Annotated in this window: 11 protein-coding genes; 1 reads left to right on the top strand and 10 read right to left on the bottom strand. The window is 40.2% G+C overall.

Going from position 1 to position 19091, the window contains the following annotated elements; genetic code table 11:
• Window positions 1-153: 153 nt before the first annotated feature.
• Entirely contained in the window at window positions 154-1680 is a 1527-nt protein-coding gene (locus tag I8752_RS11895) for a GH3 family domain-containing protein (protein ID WP_214432548.1), read from the top strand.
• Window positions 1681-1715: 35 nt separating this feature from the next.
• Here the strand turns inward: I8752_RS11895 and I8752_RS11890 are convergent, their stop codons facing one another.
• The 10 genes from I8752_RS11890 to I8752_RS11845 form a co-directional block, all read right to left on the bottom strand.
• Complete coding sequence (locus tag I8752_RS11890; protein ID WP_214432525.1) at window positions 1716-4709, bottom strand: peptidase domain-containing ABC transporter; 2994 nt, start codon at window positions 4707-4709, stop codon at window positions 1716-1718.
• A 142-nt stretch (window positions 4710-4851) separates the two neighbouring features.
• Window positions 4852-7287, bottom strand: coding sequence for an SBBP repeat-containing protein (locus I8752_RS11885; protein ID WP_214432524.1), 2436 nt, complete (start codon window positions 7285-7287; stop codon window positions 4852-4854).
• Between the two features lie 23 nt (window positions 7288-7310).
• On the bottom strand, window positions 7311-8837 hold the full coding sequence (locus I8752_RS11880; protein ID WP_214432523.1) for an MFS transporter: 1527 nt from the start codon (window positions 8835-8837) through the stop codon (window positions 7311-7313).
• A gap of 29 nt (window positions 8838-8866) precedes the next feature.
• Window positions 8867-10090, bottom strand: a complete 1224-nt coding sequence (locus tag I8752_RS11875) for a hypothetical protein (protein WP_214432522.1) — start codon at window positions 10088-10090, stop codon at window positions 8867-8869.
• Between the two features lie 302 nt (window positions 10091-10392).
• A complete protein-coding gene (locus tag I8752_RS11870) occupies window positions 10393-12171 on the bottom strand; it encodes an SBBP repeat-containing protein (protein WP_214432521.1) in 1779 nt (592 codons plus the stop codon).
• Between the two features lie 62 nt (window positions 12172-12233).
• The gene (locus I8752_RS11865) at window positions 12234-13385 is read right to left on the bottom strand and encodes a beta-ketoacyl-ACP synthase III (protein ID WP_318780836.1); all 1152 of its coding nucleotides are present in this window, start codon (window positions 13383-13385) and stop codon (window positions 12234-12236) included.
• Window positions 13386-13444: 59 nt separating this feature from the next.
• Window positions 13445-14359 carry a hypothetical protein gene (locus I8752_RS11860; protein ID WP_214432519.1) on the bottom strand — a complete coding sequence of 305 codons (915 nt, stop codon included), beginning with the start codon at window positions 14357-14359 and terminating at the stop codon, window positions 13445-13447.
• 104 nt (window positions 14360-14463) lie between these two features.
• The gene (locus I8752_RS11855) at window positions 14464-16773 is read right to left on the bottom strand and encodes an NAD-dependent epimerase/dehydratase family protein (protein WP_214432518.1); all 2310 of its coding nucleotides are present in this window, start codon (window positions 16771-16773) and stop codon (window positions 14464-14466) included.
• A 66-nt stretch (window positions 16774-16839) separates the two neighbouring features.
• On the bottom strand, window positions 16840-18018 hold the full coding sequence (locus I8752_RS11850; protein ID WP_225895617.1) for an MGDG synthase family glycosyltransferase: 1179 nt from the start codon (window positions 18016-18018) through the stop codon (window positions 16840-16842).
• 76 nt (window positions 18019-18094) lie between these two features.
• Window positions 18095-18994, bottom strand: a complete 900-nt coding sequence (locus I8752_RS11845; RefSeq protein ID WP_214432546.1) for an SDR family NAD(P)-dependent oxidoreductase — start codon at window positions 18992-18994, stop codon at window positions 18095-18097.
• Window positions 18995-19091 lie beyond the last annotated feature (97 nt).

The following is a 19091-nucleotide window of genomic DNA, read 5'->3' as shown; positions in this document are numbered from 1 at the left end:
AACAAGCAAAAAAATATAAAATTAACTAAAGAGTTTTGAAAAAAGTTAAATTCTATTTACAATCCAATAATTATTAAGGTGTAAATCAACCTTATCAGAACTTGGCTTTAAAATCTAGGTTACTTAAATCTCGCACTTAAACTTAAGCTGATGATGCGTCCGATTATTCAATTTTTTGGGCAAATCCTTGCACCAACTGCTAGGCGATTTCATCAAGCATTGGATGACCCTAAGTCAACGCAGATATGTGTGCAGAGGGAGATTTGCGATCGCCTGATTGCAAGTGAATATGGCAAAACTTTAGGAATTAGTTCTGTAGCAGATTGGCAGCGCGTCCCAGTTGTCGATTACGACGAACTTGCACCCTGGATTGGAAATCCCCAACATCGCAAAAATCAGCAAATTCCTCTCACTCCCGAACTTATTTTGTTCTATGAAAGAACTTCTGGCAGTAGTGGGGCGGTAAAATGGATTCCCTACACTCAGTCTTTGCGGCGATCTTTCAATCAGATGTTTTGTGTTTGGGCGCATGATTTGATTGCACATGGCCCAAAATTCTCTACTGGCAAGCTTTACGCCTGTATTTCGCCGCAATTAAATTCTCCAGATTCCCAATCTTTACAAAATGATTTAGATTACTTGGATGGTTGGCTGCGTTGGTTCCTGCGTCCTTGGTTGGTGATGCCAGAGGGACTTAATCGCTTGCATGACGCGCACTTATTTAAACATCAGCTTGCATTAGCATTATTACAAGCTGAAAAATTGGAAATTATTTCTATTTGGAGTCCGAGTTTCTTACAAGTACATTTAAAATACATTCAAGAAAATCAGGAGTTGTTGCAAGCAGAATTACACAATAAAATATCCAGCGATCGCCTGCAACTCCTCACCGAGAATAATATTCCCTGGACGCAACTCTGGTCAAACTTAAAGCTGATTTCCTGCTGGGATAGTGCCAACGCCGCAGACCAAGCTAAGGGATTGCGATCGCAATTTCCGGGTGTGTTAATTCAAGGCAAAGGACTACTCGCAACCGAAGCCCCGATGACGATTCCGTTGATTGCAGCACAAGGGTATGTTCCGGTTCTCGATGAGGTGTTTTTCGAGTTTGAGGATGATACTGGTTTGCTGCACGGTTTACACGAACTCAGCATCGGCAAGGAATACACAATTATTTTGTCACAGAAAGGAGGTTTGTATCGTTATCGAATTGGCGATCGCGTCCGGGTGACTCATTTTTATCACCAAACTCCCTGTTTAGAGTTTCTCGGACGACATCAAGCTATCAGCGATTTGGTTGGCGAAAAGTTACACGAAACTTTTGTGCATAATGCTTTGAATAGCATCAACTTACAAGGAATTGATTTTAAGAGTTTAGTTCCCGTTGCCAATCCACCACACTATATTTTATTACTCAATTCGGCAACACAAACCCCAGAAATTATTGCCCAACAACTAGATAAAGCTTTATCACAATCGTATCACTATTATCGGGCGCGATCGCTCGGTCAACTTGCACCGCCACAAATTTTAATCTCCCATCAAATTCCTGAAGTCTTAGCCTTATATCGCATCCGCAACGGAAGTATCTGGGGAGGCATTAAGCATCCAATTCTCACAACCTCGCCCATTAGTCCCGAACTTTTACAACAATTGAAATTAGTAGATTGTAAAGATTAAATCGGAATTATTAATTACGAATTACGAATTACAAATTATCCTCCTACCGCTTGTTGTTGATATAAGCAGTAATAAAGCCCTTTTAAACCCATAAGTTCTGTATGAGTTCCTTGTTCTACAATTCGTCCTTGGTTCATCATTAAAATCACATCAGCATTCTGAATTGTTGCTAACCTATGGGTAATGAAAAATACAGTCCTACCCTGAAATACTTGCGCTAGGTTCAAACACACCTGACGTTCTGTGGCATAATCTAAAGCACTAGTAGCTTCATCCAGAATCAAAAACGGTGGATTTTGGAGAACAGTACGAGCGATCGCTATTCGTTGTCTTTGCCCTCCAGATAAAGCCGAACCTCTTTCACCAACACGAGTTTCATAACCGTTAGGCAAGTTCATGATAAAGTCGTGGGCACAAGCAACCTTAGCAGCTTCGACAATTTCTTCTGGCGTAGCATCGGGCATATTCAGGGCAATATTCTCCTGTACAGTAGTATCAAATAGTAAAGTATCTTGTAGTACCATTCCTATCTGACGGCGTAGGGAATAAAGTTCTACTTTGCTAATGTCATAACTATCGATTTTAATCCGACCAGAATCTATTTCGTATAGGCGGGCTAAGAGTTTGGTTAATGTACTTTTACCAGCGCCACTTTGTCCCACAACTCCCACAAACATACCAGCCAAGATATCAAGATGAACGTTATTAAGTTGGGGATTAGGGTTTTTAGCGAAACTAAAGGTAACGTTTTCAAACTGAACAGCACCAACAATAGCAGGCATGGGAATTTGCGAAGAAGAAGTAGCAAGATGGGAAGATGGAATGAGCTTTCGATCGCCAACTTCACACTCTTGGGGAGTATCTAAGATATCTGCTAGCCTTTCTAGAGATAATGCCGTTTGTTGGAAGTTCTGCCACAGTTGAATTAACCGTAATAAGGGACTGGTGACATAGCCAGCAATAATGCGGAAGGCGATTAATTCTCCCAATGTGAGTTGTCCTTTTAATACCAGATATGCACCTACCCATAGCAGTAACAAACTAGAAATTTTGTTGAGAAAGTTGCTGAGAGAACTAGCAGTATTGGAAGTGAGGACATTTTGAAAGCTAGCGCTAATGTAGCGCGCGTAGCGAGATTGCCATTGCCAACGAGAATTAAGTTCGATATTTTGGGCTTTAACAGTTTGAATGCCAGAAACTACTTCTACTAAATACGATTGCGTTTCGGCATTGCGTTCGGCTTTAGTTCTGGTTTGGCTGCGAATAATTGGAGTAAAGATAAATGCAAGCAATGCAAATAAAGGTACTGTTGCTAGTGCCACAATAGTCAGCAGCCAACTGTAAAACAGCATGACTATAATATAAATAACAGAGAAAATAGCATCTAAAACAACAGTTAGGGCAGTACCAGTGAGAAAAGAGCGAATGTTTTCTAATTCGTTGATGCGGCTGGATATTTCACCGACGGGACGCTTCTCAAAATAACGCAATGGTAAACGCAATAAGTGGTCGATAACTTCTGAACCTAAGGATAAATCAATGCGGTTAGTTGTATCGACAAAGAGATTGGTACGCAGCCAATTAATTACACCTTCTACTACAGCCATTGCTATGAGTAGAAAACCCAAGACATTGAGAGTATTAAAACTGTTTTGAATAATGACTTTATCAATAATTACTTGGGTAATGATGGGATTTGATAGTCCCAATAATTGGACAAATAAAGAAGCTATAAATACTTCTATAAGGACAGTGCGATGTTTTTTAATTGCAGGAAGAAACCACGATAAACCAAATCGTTTTTTAGGAGTTTCTTTAGTTGGTTCTAGAAGTAATACTTGTACTTTTTCTCCCCAAGTTTCGAGAAAATCTACTGGCTTTTTGCGGACAATGCCCTGTTCTGGAATGGCAATAATTAGTTCTTTAACTGTGGCTTTGTAGAGGAGAGCAAAACTATCTTGCCAAGGGATGAGGGCAGGAGTTGGGAGTTTAGAGATAGTAACAGTGGGAACGCTAACTAGTTGTGAAGTAAGTCCCATTAATTCTGCCAAAGCACCGCATAATTGAATGGAAATACTACCCGTACGTTTTTGATTGTTGACTAAGGCGCGGCGTAAAACATCTCGACGAAATGGGATTTCTAAGTGTTGGGCGAGCATTTGGAAACAAGCAAGAGTGCCCTCTACAGCACCGCGACCAGATATGTAGGGATATTTGATTTGTGTTTTGTCAGTTTCTTCTAATTCTTCTGGATATTCTGGGGCGAAAGGAACGCGATCCCATTCCAAGGAGGGAGAGAGGGAGGAAGTATAGCAGTCAGAAAGTGAAAAAGAGGGGTCAGCAAAACCGACTAAACGAACTTTGCCGTGAATGTAACCTTCAGCTTTAGCAAGATTAAGGCGATCGCCTGCAATATAATTAGAACCTGAGCTACTGACTAACCATAAAAGGTTAGGGTCTAGCTGTTGCAGAGATGTTTTACCAGAAGGTAAATTGAGGATGATAGTTTGACGGGCAGCCGCTACAGCTAATTCTTTGAGATTGTTGGGACTTTTACCCCGACGTTCTAATTCTGCACCCAACAAATCAAAAACTTCAATTAAGCTGCAAGAGTTGCGGAAATATGCAGCGAAGGAAGAATCAGGGAAATTTTTCTCTGACTCTTCTTTGATTAGTGCGATAAAATCTGCTGCTTTCATCGCCAAACAAAAAGTTTCACACGAAGCGATCGCTGTTTCACAAGGAACGCCACGCACCAAGCTTGTCCAACCGAGGATTTCTCCTGGTTTTAATAGTTGCAGAGTCTCTGGAGTACTAGCACCAGGTGCGTGTGCCAATAAACGGGCTTGTCCTTGGTAGAGAATAGTAACTTTAGTAGGCAGGGTTTCTTGGACGATAATTGCTTGACCCATCCGATAGCGCCGAGGTTCGAGTTTGGCGGCGATGCGATCGATAGTAGTTGTATCTAAACGGTCAAATGGGCAGATACTAGCAATAAATTCTCGAATAGTTGCAGTGCTTTCTGTCATCTGATTAACAAAATTGAAGTAGATGTATCAGCTCTTCTTTCTCTTTCTTTGCGTACTTCGCGTCTACCCTACGGGAAGCCACTAACGCGTCTTCGCGGTTCGTTCCTCAAATCCCTCAAAATTAATGAGACAGACTACTAGTTCAAGCAATCAGGCGGAAATCTGCTGCACTCAAACTAGGATAGTTATCTAAAGTTGCAAACAAACCACCATTACCAAAACCAGAAGTCAGACCATTTTCGTTGTAGAACAAATTGCCATTTGTAGAGTTGTAAACAATCGCCGCATAACTACTTTTAGCATCGGCATCATTGGAAACTGTGGCAAAATCTAAATCTGTCAGAGCGTTAAAAGCTGCTCCAATGGAATTTTTCAGAACGGTGAAAGTACTCGTACTCAGTTCAATCTTATCAGCAGTAGGTGTGAAGTCTGTAATTCGATCTACCCCTAGGTCACTTGTCACAAACGGTTTGCCTGAATTAAAGGCGAAAGTATCATTGCCTGTACCACCAGTCAACGTGTCATTCCCAGGCCCGCCAACAAGCTGGTCGTTACCAGCCCCGCCAATTAGCTGGTCGTAACCTTCTTTGCCATCAATCAGGTCATTGCCATCATCTCCATTGATTTCATCGTTACCAACAGTACCAATTAGGCGATCGCTATTAACAGTACCAAGAATTTGATTGCTTGCTGGAGATAAGGATGGATTAAATGTTAATAGTTGTCCTGTATTAGCATCGAGCTTGGCTACCCAACTATCTACAGCTCCAGCGTTAATACTGCCAAGAGAGCCTTCAGTGAATCCTGTAGCAAATACATTACCAGCATTGTCAACACTAACATCAGTGGCGTAATCAAGTTGTGCAGATCCAAACTGTTGAATCCAACGTTGATTTCCATTCGAGTCATAAGAAGCTACCCAAGCATCGTAATCTCCAGCATTGACACCTCCTAAGTTCCCGTTGGTGTATCCAACTATGTAAACATTGTTATTTGAGTCAGTTGTTATACCCTTGAGGTAGGATTCATCATCACCGCTAGTACCTATTTGACGCGCCCATTGTCGAATGCCATCAGGAGAATACTTAGCTAACCAAACATCATAAGACCCTTGATTTGTTCCTCCTAAATCTCCTGTAGTCCATCCTTTGACGTAGACGTTTTTTTGGGTGTCAGTTGCAACACCCCATCCATAATCAATACCTTGATTTGAACTGCCAAACTGTTGAACCCACTGTACTTGACCGCTGGTATCAACCTTTGCCAACCAGGCATCATACTTCAAAAGCTGTCGAGATGGATCTGACTCTTGAAGTAAGCCTTGAGTCCATCCTACTAGATAAGTGTTACCATCTCGGTCAGTGGTAAGGTCATAAGATTCGTCAAAAGCGTAACTGCCAATCTCTTTTAACCACTGCTGATTGCCATTACTGTCAAGCTTGGTTACCCAAGTATCATCTTGAACAGTAAAATTGAACATGTCTGTTCGAGTGTTTTGCTTAATTGCTAATCCCGATAAATAGACATTGCCTTGTCCATCGACATCAAGGCCAAAGGCAGGGTTAGCATAAGCAGTCAAATCAGCTTGAAATTGTTTACTCCATATCAAATTACCATTGCTGTCATACTTAGCTACCCAAGCATCTTGAGATTGTGACTGCTTGGGTGCAAACAAATCGCCCTCTGTGACTCCCGCTAAATATAAGTTACCGGCACTATCTGTGGCAACGGCATAGGCTGTGTCTGAACTGGAAGAACCAATCTGCTTACCCCACAAGCGATCGCCTTTGTTGTCATACTTAGCTACCCAGGCATCCGTCGAACCTTGATTAATTCCTTCTAAAGAACCACTAGTAGAGCCTACAAAATAAATATTTCCCGCCGGATCTACAGCAGAATTAAAACTGAGATCGATCCCAACAGTTCCGATTTGTCCAATTTTATCTTGCGCTAATTTTGTTTGTGATGTTTCATCTACATACTTAAAATAGCTGTCCTGGAGATTTAAATCTACATTAGGAGGTGAAATCACAAAAGCTACGAGGTCAGGCGTTCCTTGTTGCAGCGAAAAGATCGCCTTTCCAACTAAAGGTTGGTCGAGTCCTTGAACTTGTAATCCATTAACTGCTACTAACGAATAGTCTTGCGGTTTCCCGTGCAGCTGTATGGTGTCGCTATATGGATCGAAATCATAAATAACAGCAAACTGGTTAGAACCAAGGGCATCCGTTGAAAGTAAATTGTAAGGATTACCACTATTATCCGTATAGTAGGTTTGATTTGCATCTCCAAGAACAAATCTGTCTGACCCGACAGATGGTATGGGGTTATTTATGATTGAATTAATATTACCTTGGGTGATATCGGTGATAACTTTGAATTCTTGTTGGGAGTTATCAAATAGGTCGCCAAACAAAAAATCAACATGTTGGCTTTCAGCAACACTTGCACCAGGATCGTAACCGTAAAGAACATCATTTCCAGCACGGCCAAAAATGCCTTCATATTTTGCGGCGGGATCTCCTATAGCTAAATCGCTGCCAGGAGTCCACAATGAAACGAGAAAATCTTGAGCCATTTTGTTTCAGTTCTGTTTATTTTTTAAATTTGTTCTTTTTCGACTTTTTTAGTAACTCGGTTCACAAATACTAAAATCAACAATGCTCCAGCTAAAAGAGCAAAGCTAGCTACTAATACAGCTATGTGTAGACCAGAGATAAATGCATTACCAGTGGCTTGATGCCAAGCAGAGGGAGTAATGTTAGCTAGAAGGTTATTGGATTGAGTACCACCGTGCAAAGCATAGGTAATGAGTTTGCCTTGCAGATTTGCAGGTAGGTTCCAACTAAAGAGCGATCGCTTCATTTCTGAGGCTAGCCGTTGCGTTAGAATTGTTCCCTGTATGGCGATTCCTAAGACACCGCCGAGACGGGCACAAGTATTGAGTATCGCTGAGGTAATTCCCGCTTGCGTTGGAGGTACAGAACTCATTGCTGCTGCTGTTAAGGGTGCGAGTGTTAAGCCAGCGCCAAAGCCTGAGAGTACGAGCTTCCAGCAAATTGCTCCATACTCGGTATTAGTACTGATTCCGATAAATGAAAATGTAGCCAAGCCCGCCAAAATTAATCCTGCCATGACTGTAAAGCGCCACCCCAGCCGCACAGTCAACCATCCAGAAACGAGGGATGCGATGACAAAAGCTCCATTCAAGGGTAGGAAGCGCAAACCTGCTGCTGCTGCTGAATATCCCTGCACTTGCTGCAAGAACAAGCTAAAAATGAACAGCAAGCTGACGATCGCAAAAAATACTAAAACCTGAACGACATTAACTACAGCAAAAGTTGAGTTTTGAAACAATTTCAGTGGCAGCATTGGGTGACTGCTGTAGGACTCAATAATTAAAAAGACCAAAAAGCTAAGTCCAGCAACTAGCAATAGCCACATAGCAAGCGGCGATTGCCACACGCCAGCATTACTTTCTGTCAATGCATAGGTGAGCGAAGCTAGTGAGATGATACTCAACACTAATCCTGGCAAATCTATGCTTTGCTTGCTTTGATTTCTAACTTCTTTAACGACATAACAAGTCAGACAAAAAGCGATCGCACCCAGCGGTACATTCAAAAAGAATACACTTTGCCACCCGAAGATATCCACAAGTAGCCCGCCTAACATCGGCCCAGCAACGAGGGCCAGACCTGATATTGCAGACCAGATGGCGATCGCTTTTACTTTCTCCTTCGGCTTCAAGAAGGTATCAGCGATGATAGCAAGTGAACCTGGCACTAAAACAGCAGCACCAATTCCTTGAAAAGTTCGCCCCGCAATCAAAATATCCAGATTAGGGGCCAAACCGCAGACTGCGGAGGCAATCGTGAAAATCACCAGTCCAGTCAGAAAGACTCGCTTGCGTCCATAAATATCTCCGAGTTTCCCACCTGTTAGCACTAAACTAGCAGCAGGCAGAGTATAGGCGTTGAGAATCCACTGCAATCCCGACACATCAGCACCCAAACTCATTTGAATCTTGGGTAACGCCAAATTCACAACGGTGTCGTCAAGATAAGACATGAAGAGGGCGAAACACATCGCCGCCAGGGTAAAAACTTTAACACGAGTTTGATTCATTACTTTCATTGAAATACCCATAACACCGTCTATCGGCTTTTATAGAAGATAGACCTGGAGAATTTATGAAAGAATTTGGTATTACTTTGGATAGTCTTATTAATTGAGGCTCCGTCAGCCATGACACGCATTTCTCGGTTGATAGGCCATGTATAATCTAGTTTGTCAAAAAACTTGCACAGATCGGATAGCAAGCGATCGTGATACTTTAAATTCAAATGTAAACCCTCATGTTCGTGACAGAAACATTTTTCTATCCAGTAAAGTGCTTCTTGTGCAGACATGCCAAATAGAGGAGTCTGTAGTATTTTGTAGACTAAGGGCATCACAAACAATTTATCGGGAGAAAAACTCGCAACCGCCCCAGCAGACAACCCATTCAGAATGGTAAGTTGCATCATATAGATTGACAAATTAGCCATGAATTTCTCATAGGCTGTTGGTTTAGGAAAGTCTTTGTATAAATCTTGAGCGATTAATTGAGAAGTTGTAGTGTGGAAAGATTCATCTAAGAAATGGTAATGAGCTACAGCTGCGGGGGCTGGAATAAATTCGCCTTTTTTCTCTAACTTCTTGAAATACTGAGAACGGGGATGTTCTGTGAGCTTGAGAAGCATATTGGCGATGAAGCGTAAAGCGTAATACTGAGATGCTAAAAAAGGCGTACTTCCCCAGTTGAGACCGAATAACTGTCGCAAAGGCCCAGGTGACAAACGCCCAACCAGACCCTTTTGAATCACCTGAGATTCATTTCCAGTAAGAGGATTGCCAAATAACACCTCGCCGAGTAAGTTTATTTCCGTCGTGTTACCAATGTTGCGAAAGGCATGAATGTGGTAGCGTTCCTGGGAACTTTCAACATCCAGTGTATGGCAGAGAGTTTCGTAATCACTGATGCTGTAAAAAACGCTGCCTGTAATCTGATTATAAAGAACTGTATTAGTTTCACTAGCAGCAGTCAGGTTGTAACCTCCAGCCCAAAAAAGATGATTGAGAGCGATCTTTTGCGATCGAGAAGCTGCTTGGTAAAGTGGAGTACCGTACAAAATAGAAAACTCAGGTTCGCTCCAATAACAATCTCTGTCTCTGCTATAGTCGAAGTTCCGATCCAACTCTGCTATTTTTTCGGTATAATCGGATTCTTTGTTACGCCGATAGTTGATTTCGCTCAGTTTTAAATGCTTTTTGACTTTTGCCTCAGGTTGGCTTAAAGATTGTTTTTTTGCCTTTGATTCTTGAGTATTATCTATCATAAGTAGTCGTACAAAATAAATTATCTATTTAGGCAAGGTAACAAGGAAGAAACGCGGCTCATTCATGTTGAAAAATCATCTACAGCACGAGTGCACTTTCAGTTAGTTAGAGGGTTATGCTTGAATAGCACTAAGACTCATGTGAAACCTCGCTTTTGGCAGGGTGTAGGGGGTGGCTGAGTGGGTGTAGTGTTTAACAAAATTGAATTTTAGTTGCGTCAAAGAAAAAACATCTTCTTAAGTCCCCACACCCTACACCCCACACCCCATACCCCAAAGCCAGTTAGATTGGTGGTTTGCGATTAACTTAATGCCATTCGGTTACGATCAAAGTCTTCTAGAACTCCTGAGTGGGAGTCAAGTTTAGCTATCCAGCTATCCACAGAACCAGCATTAGTATCCCCTAGAGAGCCATCAGTAATTCCTGTAACATAGACATTACCAATGTTGTCTGAGGTAACATTGGTAGCGGCATCAAACTTAGAGGTTCCAAATTGTTGACTCCACAACTGATTGCCATTGCTGTCGTACTTAGTCACCCAAGCATCATCAGCTCCAGCATTCTTTTCGCCTAAATCGTTGTTGATATATCCCGCTAGAAAGATATTGCGATCGCCATCAACTTTCATACTTAAGGAGGCATCATCACCGCTAGTGCCAAACTGTTTTATCCATAGCTGGTTCCCGTTGCTGTCATACTTGGCAAGCCAAGCATCATCAGACCCAGCATTCTTTCCCCCCAAGTCACCTAAAGTCCATCCTGTGATGTAGACATTACCCTGACTATCTGTGTCAATCGCTTTCGGAAATTCATAATCTTGAGTGCCAAACTGGCGAGTCCACTGCAACTGACCATTATTGTCATGCTTGGTAATCCAGACATCATACAGCCCAGCATTCTTTCCCCCCAAGTCGCCTACAGTCCATCCTGTAGTGTAAATACTGCCATCATTACTCAGAGCAATACTATAAGCTTCGTCATAGTCAGGACTACCAAAGGTTTGAAACCATTGCTGGTTGCCATTGGTGTCATACTTGGTTATCCAAGGATCGTCCGCTAAAACACCAGGCTGAAAAAATAGTCCTTGCTGCTGTTGCTTAATACTGAATCCTGAGATGTAGAGATTACCATTATCATCGACTTTCATGCTAAAGGAAGCATCGGTAAGCTCGTTCCCAAACTGTTTTATCCACTGTTGATTGCCATTGCTGTCATACTTGGCTACCCAAACATCATAATTTTCTGTTCCTTGATTGGCTGCTGCTAAATCGCCTTTAGTCATTCCCAGCAAGTAAAAGTCACCTTTATTATCGGTGGCAATGCTAGTAGCAAAATCACTACTAGAAGTCCCAAATTGCTTTATCCACTGCTGCTTACCATTACTGTCATACTTAACCACCCAAGCATCATTAAACCCAGCATTTAATCCTGCTAAAGAACCATTAGTCGCTCCCGCTATATATAAATTGCTGAAAGCATCTGTGGCTGAACTTGTAGATAAATCAGTACCGATAGATCCTAATTGCTGAATCTTCCCTTGTACTGGTTTTGGTGGTGTGTAACCCTCGTACTGAAAGTAGTCACCTTGAAGATTTAAATGATTAATTCCAGGCAAAACGGCAATCAGGTCAGATACAGTTCCCTGCTGCCAAAATATCGCTGTTCCCAAGGTGGATTCTACTAGTTGGTAGTCTTTCGAGATGCCATGTAGCTGAATGATATCTTGCTTGGAGTCGAAGTCTAAAATTAAGGCAAATTGATTTAAACCAAAGTTGAGTTCTTTTGGATCGGTATAATATGGCTGTTGCCAATCACCAAGAATAAATTTGTCACTCCAATTAAGCTGACTGCCCTCTGCTGCTCCCATAAAGTCCGCATCACCCAGCATAATATCAATTTGCGGTTGCTTGGAATTATGACTCAAGTTAGAACCAACAAAAAGATCGTTTCCAGAGCGACCCCACATCAATTGGCTGTCTTGACTAGGAAAGAGTAAGTCACTACCAGGTGTGCTGACATTTAAAACTCTTAAAAATGTCGCATTGATGTCATTTTCTGATTGAGTCAGCTGATTTTCCATCTGTTGAAACTTGGAGTTTGACTTACATTTAGAAACTAGTTATTTGCCAAAAATAGTGAGAATTAAACAGCAGTCAAAAGCATATAAGCATACAGAAATCTAGCGCTTTCGGGAATTAAACAAAATATGCGATCGCCTCGTTCGAGTTTCCCTGATGACATCAATTCCTCTAACATCACAAAGATAGAAGCTGAACCTGTATTACCTTTGTAGGGTAAATTAGTAAACCATTTATCAAATGTAATCTCAAATCCAATTTCTACTAAATCGTCGTATAATGGTTGCTTAAAATGTTCTGATGAATAATGAGGCAAATACCAAGTGATATCATTTGGTTTGAGGTTATATTTATCTCGGATTTGTGCAAAGCCTTTTTGAATTCCATAGGAAATTATATTTTCCCCCAATACTTTGACATCCTGCTTTAAAGCCCAATAACTCTCCTGCCATACTTCTTGGGGATTTTCAGCCGCTCGCCAGCCTTGTAAAGAACCATCGGCTTTTTTAATAGCTCCTGCATACATACAAGTTTCTAGTTCATTAGCAAAAGATACGATCTCAACCCATTCTATTCTGAGTGAAATGCCATCAGAACGAGGAGTATCTGTTATCAACACAGCCGCGGAGGCATCAGAAAGCATCCACCTTAAAAAGTCTTTTTCGAAACCTATAATCGGTTTAGCTTCTAAATCCTGGATTTTTGCTTCTATTTCTGGTTGAAAATAAACTCCTCTAAATGCACTTGATGCAACTTCTGAACCTGTGGTTACAGCATTTTTGCTCAAACCAGAAGACACGCTCATATAACCGTACTTGAAGGCAGTCATCCCTGAGCAACAAACACCAATTGTAGCTACAACCTCACAGGGAGGACATCCAAGCTCCCCATGTACCATCAGAGCATGGTTAGGAATTAGCTGATCTGGAGAAGATGTACCACAAACTAAACAATCAATTTCCTCTAATGGAAAATGAGAGTTTCTAGAAAGAGTCCGGACTGCTTCTGCGGTTAATTGTGCATTGGTATGACTCGGTTTGCCAGTCTGCGGATCTATTGCATAATATCGAGATGTTATACCGTTATTTTTTAAAATTCGGTTTTTAGACCGAGAGGGCTTTTCATTGATTAATCCAAGAACATTTTCTAGCTCCTGATTATTCACTGATTTGTTAGGTAGAACAACTTCGATTCCTGTAATGTATGCTGTAACCATCATTTACTCCATACAAACTAAGAACTAGACCCTAGCAAACAATAAGTTTATCTCGTCTTTTAACCCACACTGATTGGGGATTTTAGAAGTTCGACATAAGACGCTATTTTTTTATGAATAAGTGGAGCAAAGAGAAATTGAATAAGATTGGAAACTATTAAAACAATTGGAATAGCAAATAATAGATGAACTGCAAATAGGCAAATTATGGGTAATCTGCTCCAGCTTCCTTGTTGACCAAAAAAACGAGCTATTTTTGCCCAAGGATGATATATTACTCGTCCAATCAGTTCTGGAATGATATAACGTTGATTGACTTCCACAGTTCCAAGTCCTGCAAGCATCGAATGATGAGAACAATCAGTTTTTGTGAGATGATTCGCTATTCGCTCCCCAAATATTGATAGTGCGTCAATATCTTCATCTTTGACCCCAGCAGGAGGTAATGCTCCTAATAATCTGTTTTTTCTCCCCGTCAACAGCGACCAGGGAGTGGTAATAAAGGTAGCTAAAGGCGGCCCTTGGTGAGTTACAACTACATTATCAATATGAATACCTCCGACTTCAGCAATCATTTTTTTCATAGTTTCTGAGGCAGAGTGCCACATATTTCGACTGACTACTAAAGTGATTATTTTGGTATTTTGCAAAACTTTTGCATACTCGGATTTGAGAAAGCCCTGAATTGGTAATGATGGAGCTAAAAACCAAACTTGATAAGCAATAATAACTAAATCAAATGTATAATTGTGATTGAATTTTGGAGGAAAAATTTCTGGATGTTCTCCATTAATGCATTCTGGAAAGACATCAAAAAACTTATATAAACTCCAAGGATAAGGATAATCGGCTTTTGGTTTAATACACTCCCAGGAAAGCTGGATTTCTGGTGTCTTGAGACATTTAGTCAAAGATTCAACTGCGCGAGTTACATCTCCCGACTGTGAGTAATAAATTATCAGTACGCGTTTCATGACTTTAAGCCAAAATTCAAGGTAAATTATTAGTACAGCAATGCGGAAGTAAATTAACTATTTTTAATTTTGAATTCCGCGTAGCGGTACTAGCAGGTTAGTTTCTAAGTAAAAAATTTGTCTAAATAAGGATTAGAAAACATTCTTTGAGAGTCCCACTCTTGGCGCAGCTGAATAAAGTCATACCACTTTTTATATTGTCCTTTTAAGTACTCTCGGTCTACAGATATTTCCTTACCCCAGTGACAACGAAAATTGAATGGCTTTAGTAGTTCCATCATTTCTTGAAAAAATTGACCTGTGTAAGGATATTCCCAAAAGTCTAACCAGCAGATAGCTTGCCCACCAGAAGGACTTAACCAAAAATCTTCTTTCGCAGCACAACGAATATGGACGTAAACACCAGGGAATTTTTGAGTTGTCTGAAAATGATTTCGCAGCACCGCGATCGCAGCACAGGCTTGTGAATATGGAATAGCAATTTCCATGTTAGGCATGGGAAATGGATCGTACTTCGTGCGTTCAAAATTGGTCAGTACAAAGTCGCTTCGACCCGATGGGCAAACGTATGTTGTTGCCTCATATTGTTTGACAATCCATCGATAAAGCCTATTCCATCTGGAATAATGAAAAATATACAGTGTTAATTTAAGAATAAAAGTTTCTAATCTCTGCTTCATTTTGTTAATTTCAGCCGGATGACATTCTTCATTTTTATTCACTGCTTCTACAGCTGGATTTATTAATAAAACCTGAGCATTATCCGTAATAGGTACATATTTAATATCTACATACATATTATTTTGATGAAGCTCGTTAAATCTTTGCAGTAGAACATCTATTGGCAAACTATACTTCTTGGATTGTAAAGAAAATGCTGGAATACACTTGAATGTGACAGTAGAAACTACTCCTAACAATCCCATTGAAATGACGACTGCATTAAAAATTTCTTGTAAGCAATCTAATTCTAAAACACTGCCATCGGCGCGAATTATTCTCAAACTATGTACATAACCACTTAAACTTTTATGGAAGAGGGAACAACCATGAGTGCCTGTAGCAATAGCTCCAGAGACTGTTTGTTCGTCAACTGCTCCGATTATAGGTAATGCTAAGTTATGTTTTGCTAAAATTTCATTGAGTTCTTTAAGCTTCATTCCTGCTTGTACAGTTACTAAAGAACCTTGAATATTTATCACATTTTTATATTTATCCAGAACTATACACACACCTTCTGTCGTTGGTATCGGAATATAAGAATGTATACTCCCTATAGCTTTCACCTTCAGACCTTGTTGGGCTGCTTCTTGAATTATTTGAACTATTTCTTTTTCTGTAGTCGGGCGAACTGCTGCATAGGGATAGAAATTGTAAAGAAAATGTGCATTTCTAAAAATATAACGTTTTGCAGGAAGATAGTGCTTATTCTGAAGCCACAATTCTGTCTTTAACATCCCTACTGTTAAAGAAAATTGTGGAGTATAATCTAATATTGCTTTTGCTTTTGTGGATGGATATTCTTTTGAATGTTCGTAAATTTCTAAATACCATTTGATACTTTTTCCTAGTTCCCTATTATATATTTTGGCGATGTTCGCTAGAATATTTGCCATTCCTTGAGAAATATGTCTAACAGGTCGTTGTAGCATCCGACCATAATAAGAATATAGTTCTTTACAAGTTATGAGTTCTCCTCCTACATTAAATATTTCTCCATTGGCTTTAGTAGAGTTAGCTGCTATTAGCATAGCTCTAACAACATCATCGACATATACAACATCTAGCAGTCCTTCCCCATCTCCTAAAAGTATTGGTAAACCTTTTTTAATCATATTAAAAGGTGCCATAGTATAGGAATTTACTGCTGGACCATAAACGCAGGTAGGACGCAAGATTACATATTCTAAATTGTATTTTTGACTAATTTTTTTTAATACTATTTCAGCACGTAACTTCGTCAGGCAGTATAACTCCATTGTTGAATCTTCTCTAACTTGCACCTTCTCTGAATAAACTTTTTTCGCAAATTCTGCACCAGTATATACAGCTATAGAGCTGAGGTGTATAAATCTTTTACAGCCTGATTTTGCAGCTGCTAGTGCCAGCCTCCGAGTTCCCTCGACATTAACTTCATGTACTTCTTGTAATGACAAACCACTTGTAAGTGCTGCACAGTGAAAAACAAATTCAGTTTCAGCAACCAAATTCATCAGCGATTCTTCATTTGCTAAATCGCCCAAAATGATTTGACATCCTTGTTGTTTCCATTTATCAGTCGTAGCACTTTCTTTTCTAAAAAGAGCCTTGACGTGAAAACTCTCCAATAAATATTTCAATAAGTTTTGACCTATACCACCACTTCCCCCAGTTACACATACTGTTTTCTTCATGACTTTTTGCTCTACACTCATTACTGAACAAATTCCAATGAACGCTTAAGTAAAGTAAGTACTTAAAGACAGCCTTTTAAATATGCACTAAACTGTCGAGGGTAAATTTTTAGAGATGTCAACATTTGAAAAATGAGTAACTGAAGAGAATGAATTTTCTAGGATTGTTTCCAAAATATCAGCAACTTCAAATACAGCTCGATTATTGTAAGCTGCAACATTAGCTCGATAGCGAGCTAAGTTTTCAGGTTGAATTAGCTCTGCAACAGCTGTATTTATATTGCGAAAATTATCAACTACAATGCCAAACCCATGATTGACGAGCCACTCAGTATTTGCCCGTTCTTGAAATAGTGTTAAGGCATTGCAATCTGTAATTACTGGTAGCTTCATTGTTATAGCCTCGCTCATACTACCAGGGCCAGGTTTACCAATGAAGAAATCAGACAAATGCATATAATAAGGGATTTCATTGGTAAAATTTTCAACGTACTTAGGCAAGCGACTCTGACTATGGCGGAGAATCTCTGCTAGTTTTTCATTGCGGCCACAAATAAAAATAAGCTGTATCTTTAATGATGACTGCTCTAAACACCGAGCAATTTGTATCATTGTATTTGAGCCGTAACCACCAAACATGATTAATGCTGTAGGCAAATCTGGTTCTAAACCTAAACGTTGTCTCTCAACTTGGCGATTGACAGTAATAGGTTCGTACATTCGAGGATTAATTACCACTCCCGAAATAGGGAAAATTTGCTCTTTTTGATAACCAAATTTTTGGGCTTGTTCAACTATTCTTTCGGTAGGACAGATTAAAAACTGATTTTGTGGTTCTATCCAGAAATTAGGAGGATAATCTGCCAAATCTATCGGAAGAGTAACAAAGGGAATGCTAGGTGATATTGCCTGTAAACTTTCATAAAGTAGCCGATTCACATATGGTAGTAATGAAACTACCATGTCAGGCTGATGCTGTTGCCAGTATTTTGTCAAACGTGCTAACCAAGCAAAGTGATAAAGGCGTATTTGTAACTTAAATAAAGAAACTAGTAAAAACTCAGAAAAAACTTTTGCCCATTGTTTTTTGAGTATTAAATTATTATAAATTTGGTGGGGAGCCATCGTTCCAATAATTTCTTTGAAAACGTCTACTATATGGATTTCCCAAGGTAAATGTCGCTTCTCAATAATTTGCTGTAAAGCATTAGCAGTGCTGCGATGGCCGCCGCCCAAATCATAAATCATCAAATATACTTTCTTCATGGCTTTCTTTTTCCATTTGTTGTTTATTTGACTTAGGGACAATCTTTTACAAATAAAGCAACTAGGCAGAACGAATTTATGCCTTTTTTATTTCTGTGTCTAGTTTTGCAGTCACCATCAATTTGCGATCGCTAGTTCTCAGCGCAATCTGCATTTGATTTTCGATGCGTAATTGATTGAGTTTAGCAACTTCCATCCACTGGTATACTGTATCTCCAAATTTTGGGAAAATTTGCCACAGTGCCATTAACAGCTTTGTCATACCTGCTGTTATCGGATCTTGATTAACGATCGCTTCCGCTTGATTGTGTTTAATAGCCTGTATAACTGCATTAGCTACATCTGCTGGCGTTGATATACCCGCTAATCTCGGTGCGGGTACGCCAGTATCAGCAAACATTCCTTGACCAGAAATATATCCCGGACAAATAGTCGAAACTTTTACACCAGTATCTACCAATTCTTGTCTTAAAGAATCACCCCACATCAGCAAGCCAGCTTTACTGGCAGAATAAATGCTGTCATAGGGAGATCCTTTTTTACCAGCCAGAGAAGCAATATTAACAATGTGACCTCTTCTCTGGCATAACATTGTTGGCAGTAGCAAACGAGATAATTCCATTGCAGACATCAAGTTTACTGTTAATACAGACTGCATCTCTGCTGTGGAGTAATCTTGAAACTTTTTGTATATTTCTAGACCTGCATTGTTGATTAAAATATCAATAGAACCTACACGCTGATTGATTTCCTTTACGAGGATTGGCAACTCTTCCACCTGACTGATGTCATGGGTAATACCAATCCACTTGCCTCCTAAAGCTTTGACTTCAGCCGCTACCTTGTCTAGCCCTTGTTGCGATCGCGAAACACCAACTATAGTTGCCTTTTCTTTTGCTAAAGCACGAGCAATAAACGTTCCAATGCCCCGTGATGCACCCGTCAAAAGTACCGTTTGACCTGCAATAATTGTCATAATTTTAAGTGCTAAGTTAGTTGTCACAAGGTAGGAGGCAGAAGGCAGAAGTTTTATCTCCCCTTGCTCCCCCTGCTCCCTCATCTCCCCCTGCTCC

This window comes from Dendronalium phyllosphericum CENA369, from assembly GCF_016056275.1.
Taxonomy (GTDB): domain Bacteria; phylum Cyanobacteriota; class Cyanobacteriia; order Cyanobacteriales; family Nostocaceae; genus Dendronalium; species Dendronalium phyllosphericum.
The sequence above is the reverse complement of the archived record's forward strand: the minus strand, read 5'-3'. Positions and strand labels throughout refer to the sequence as shown.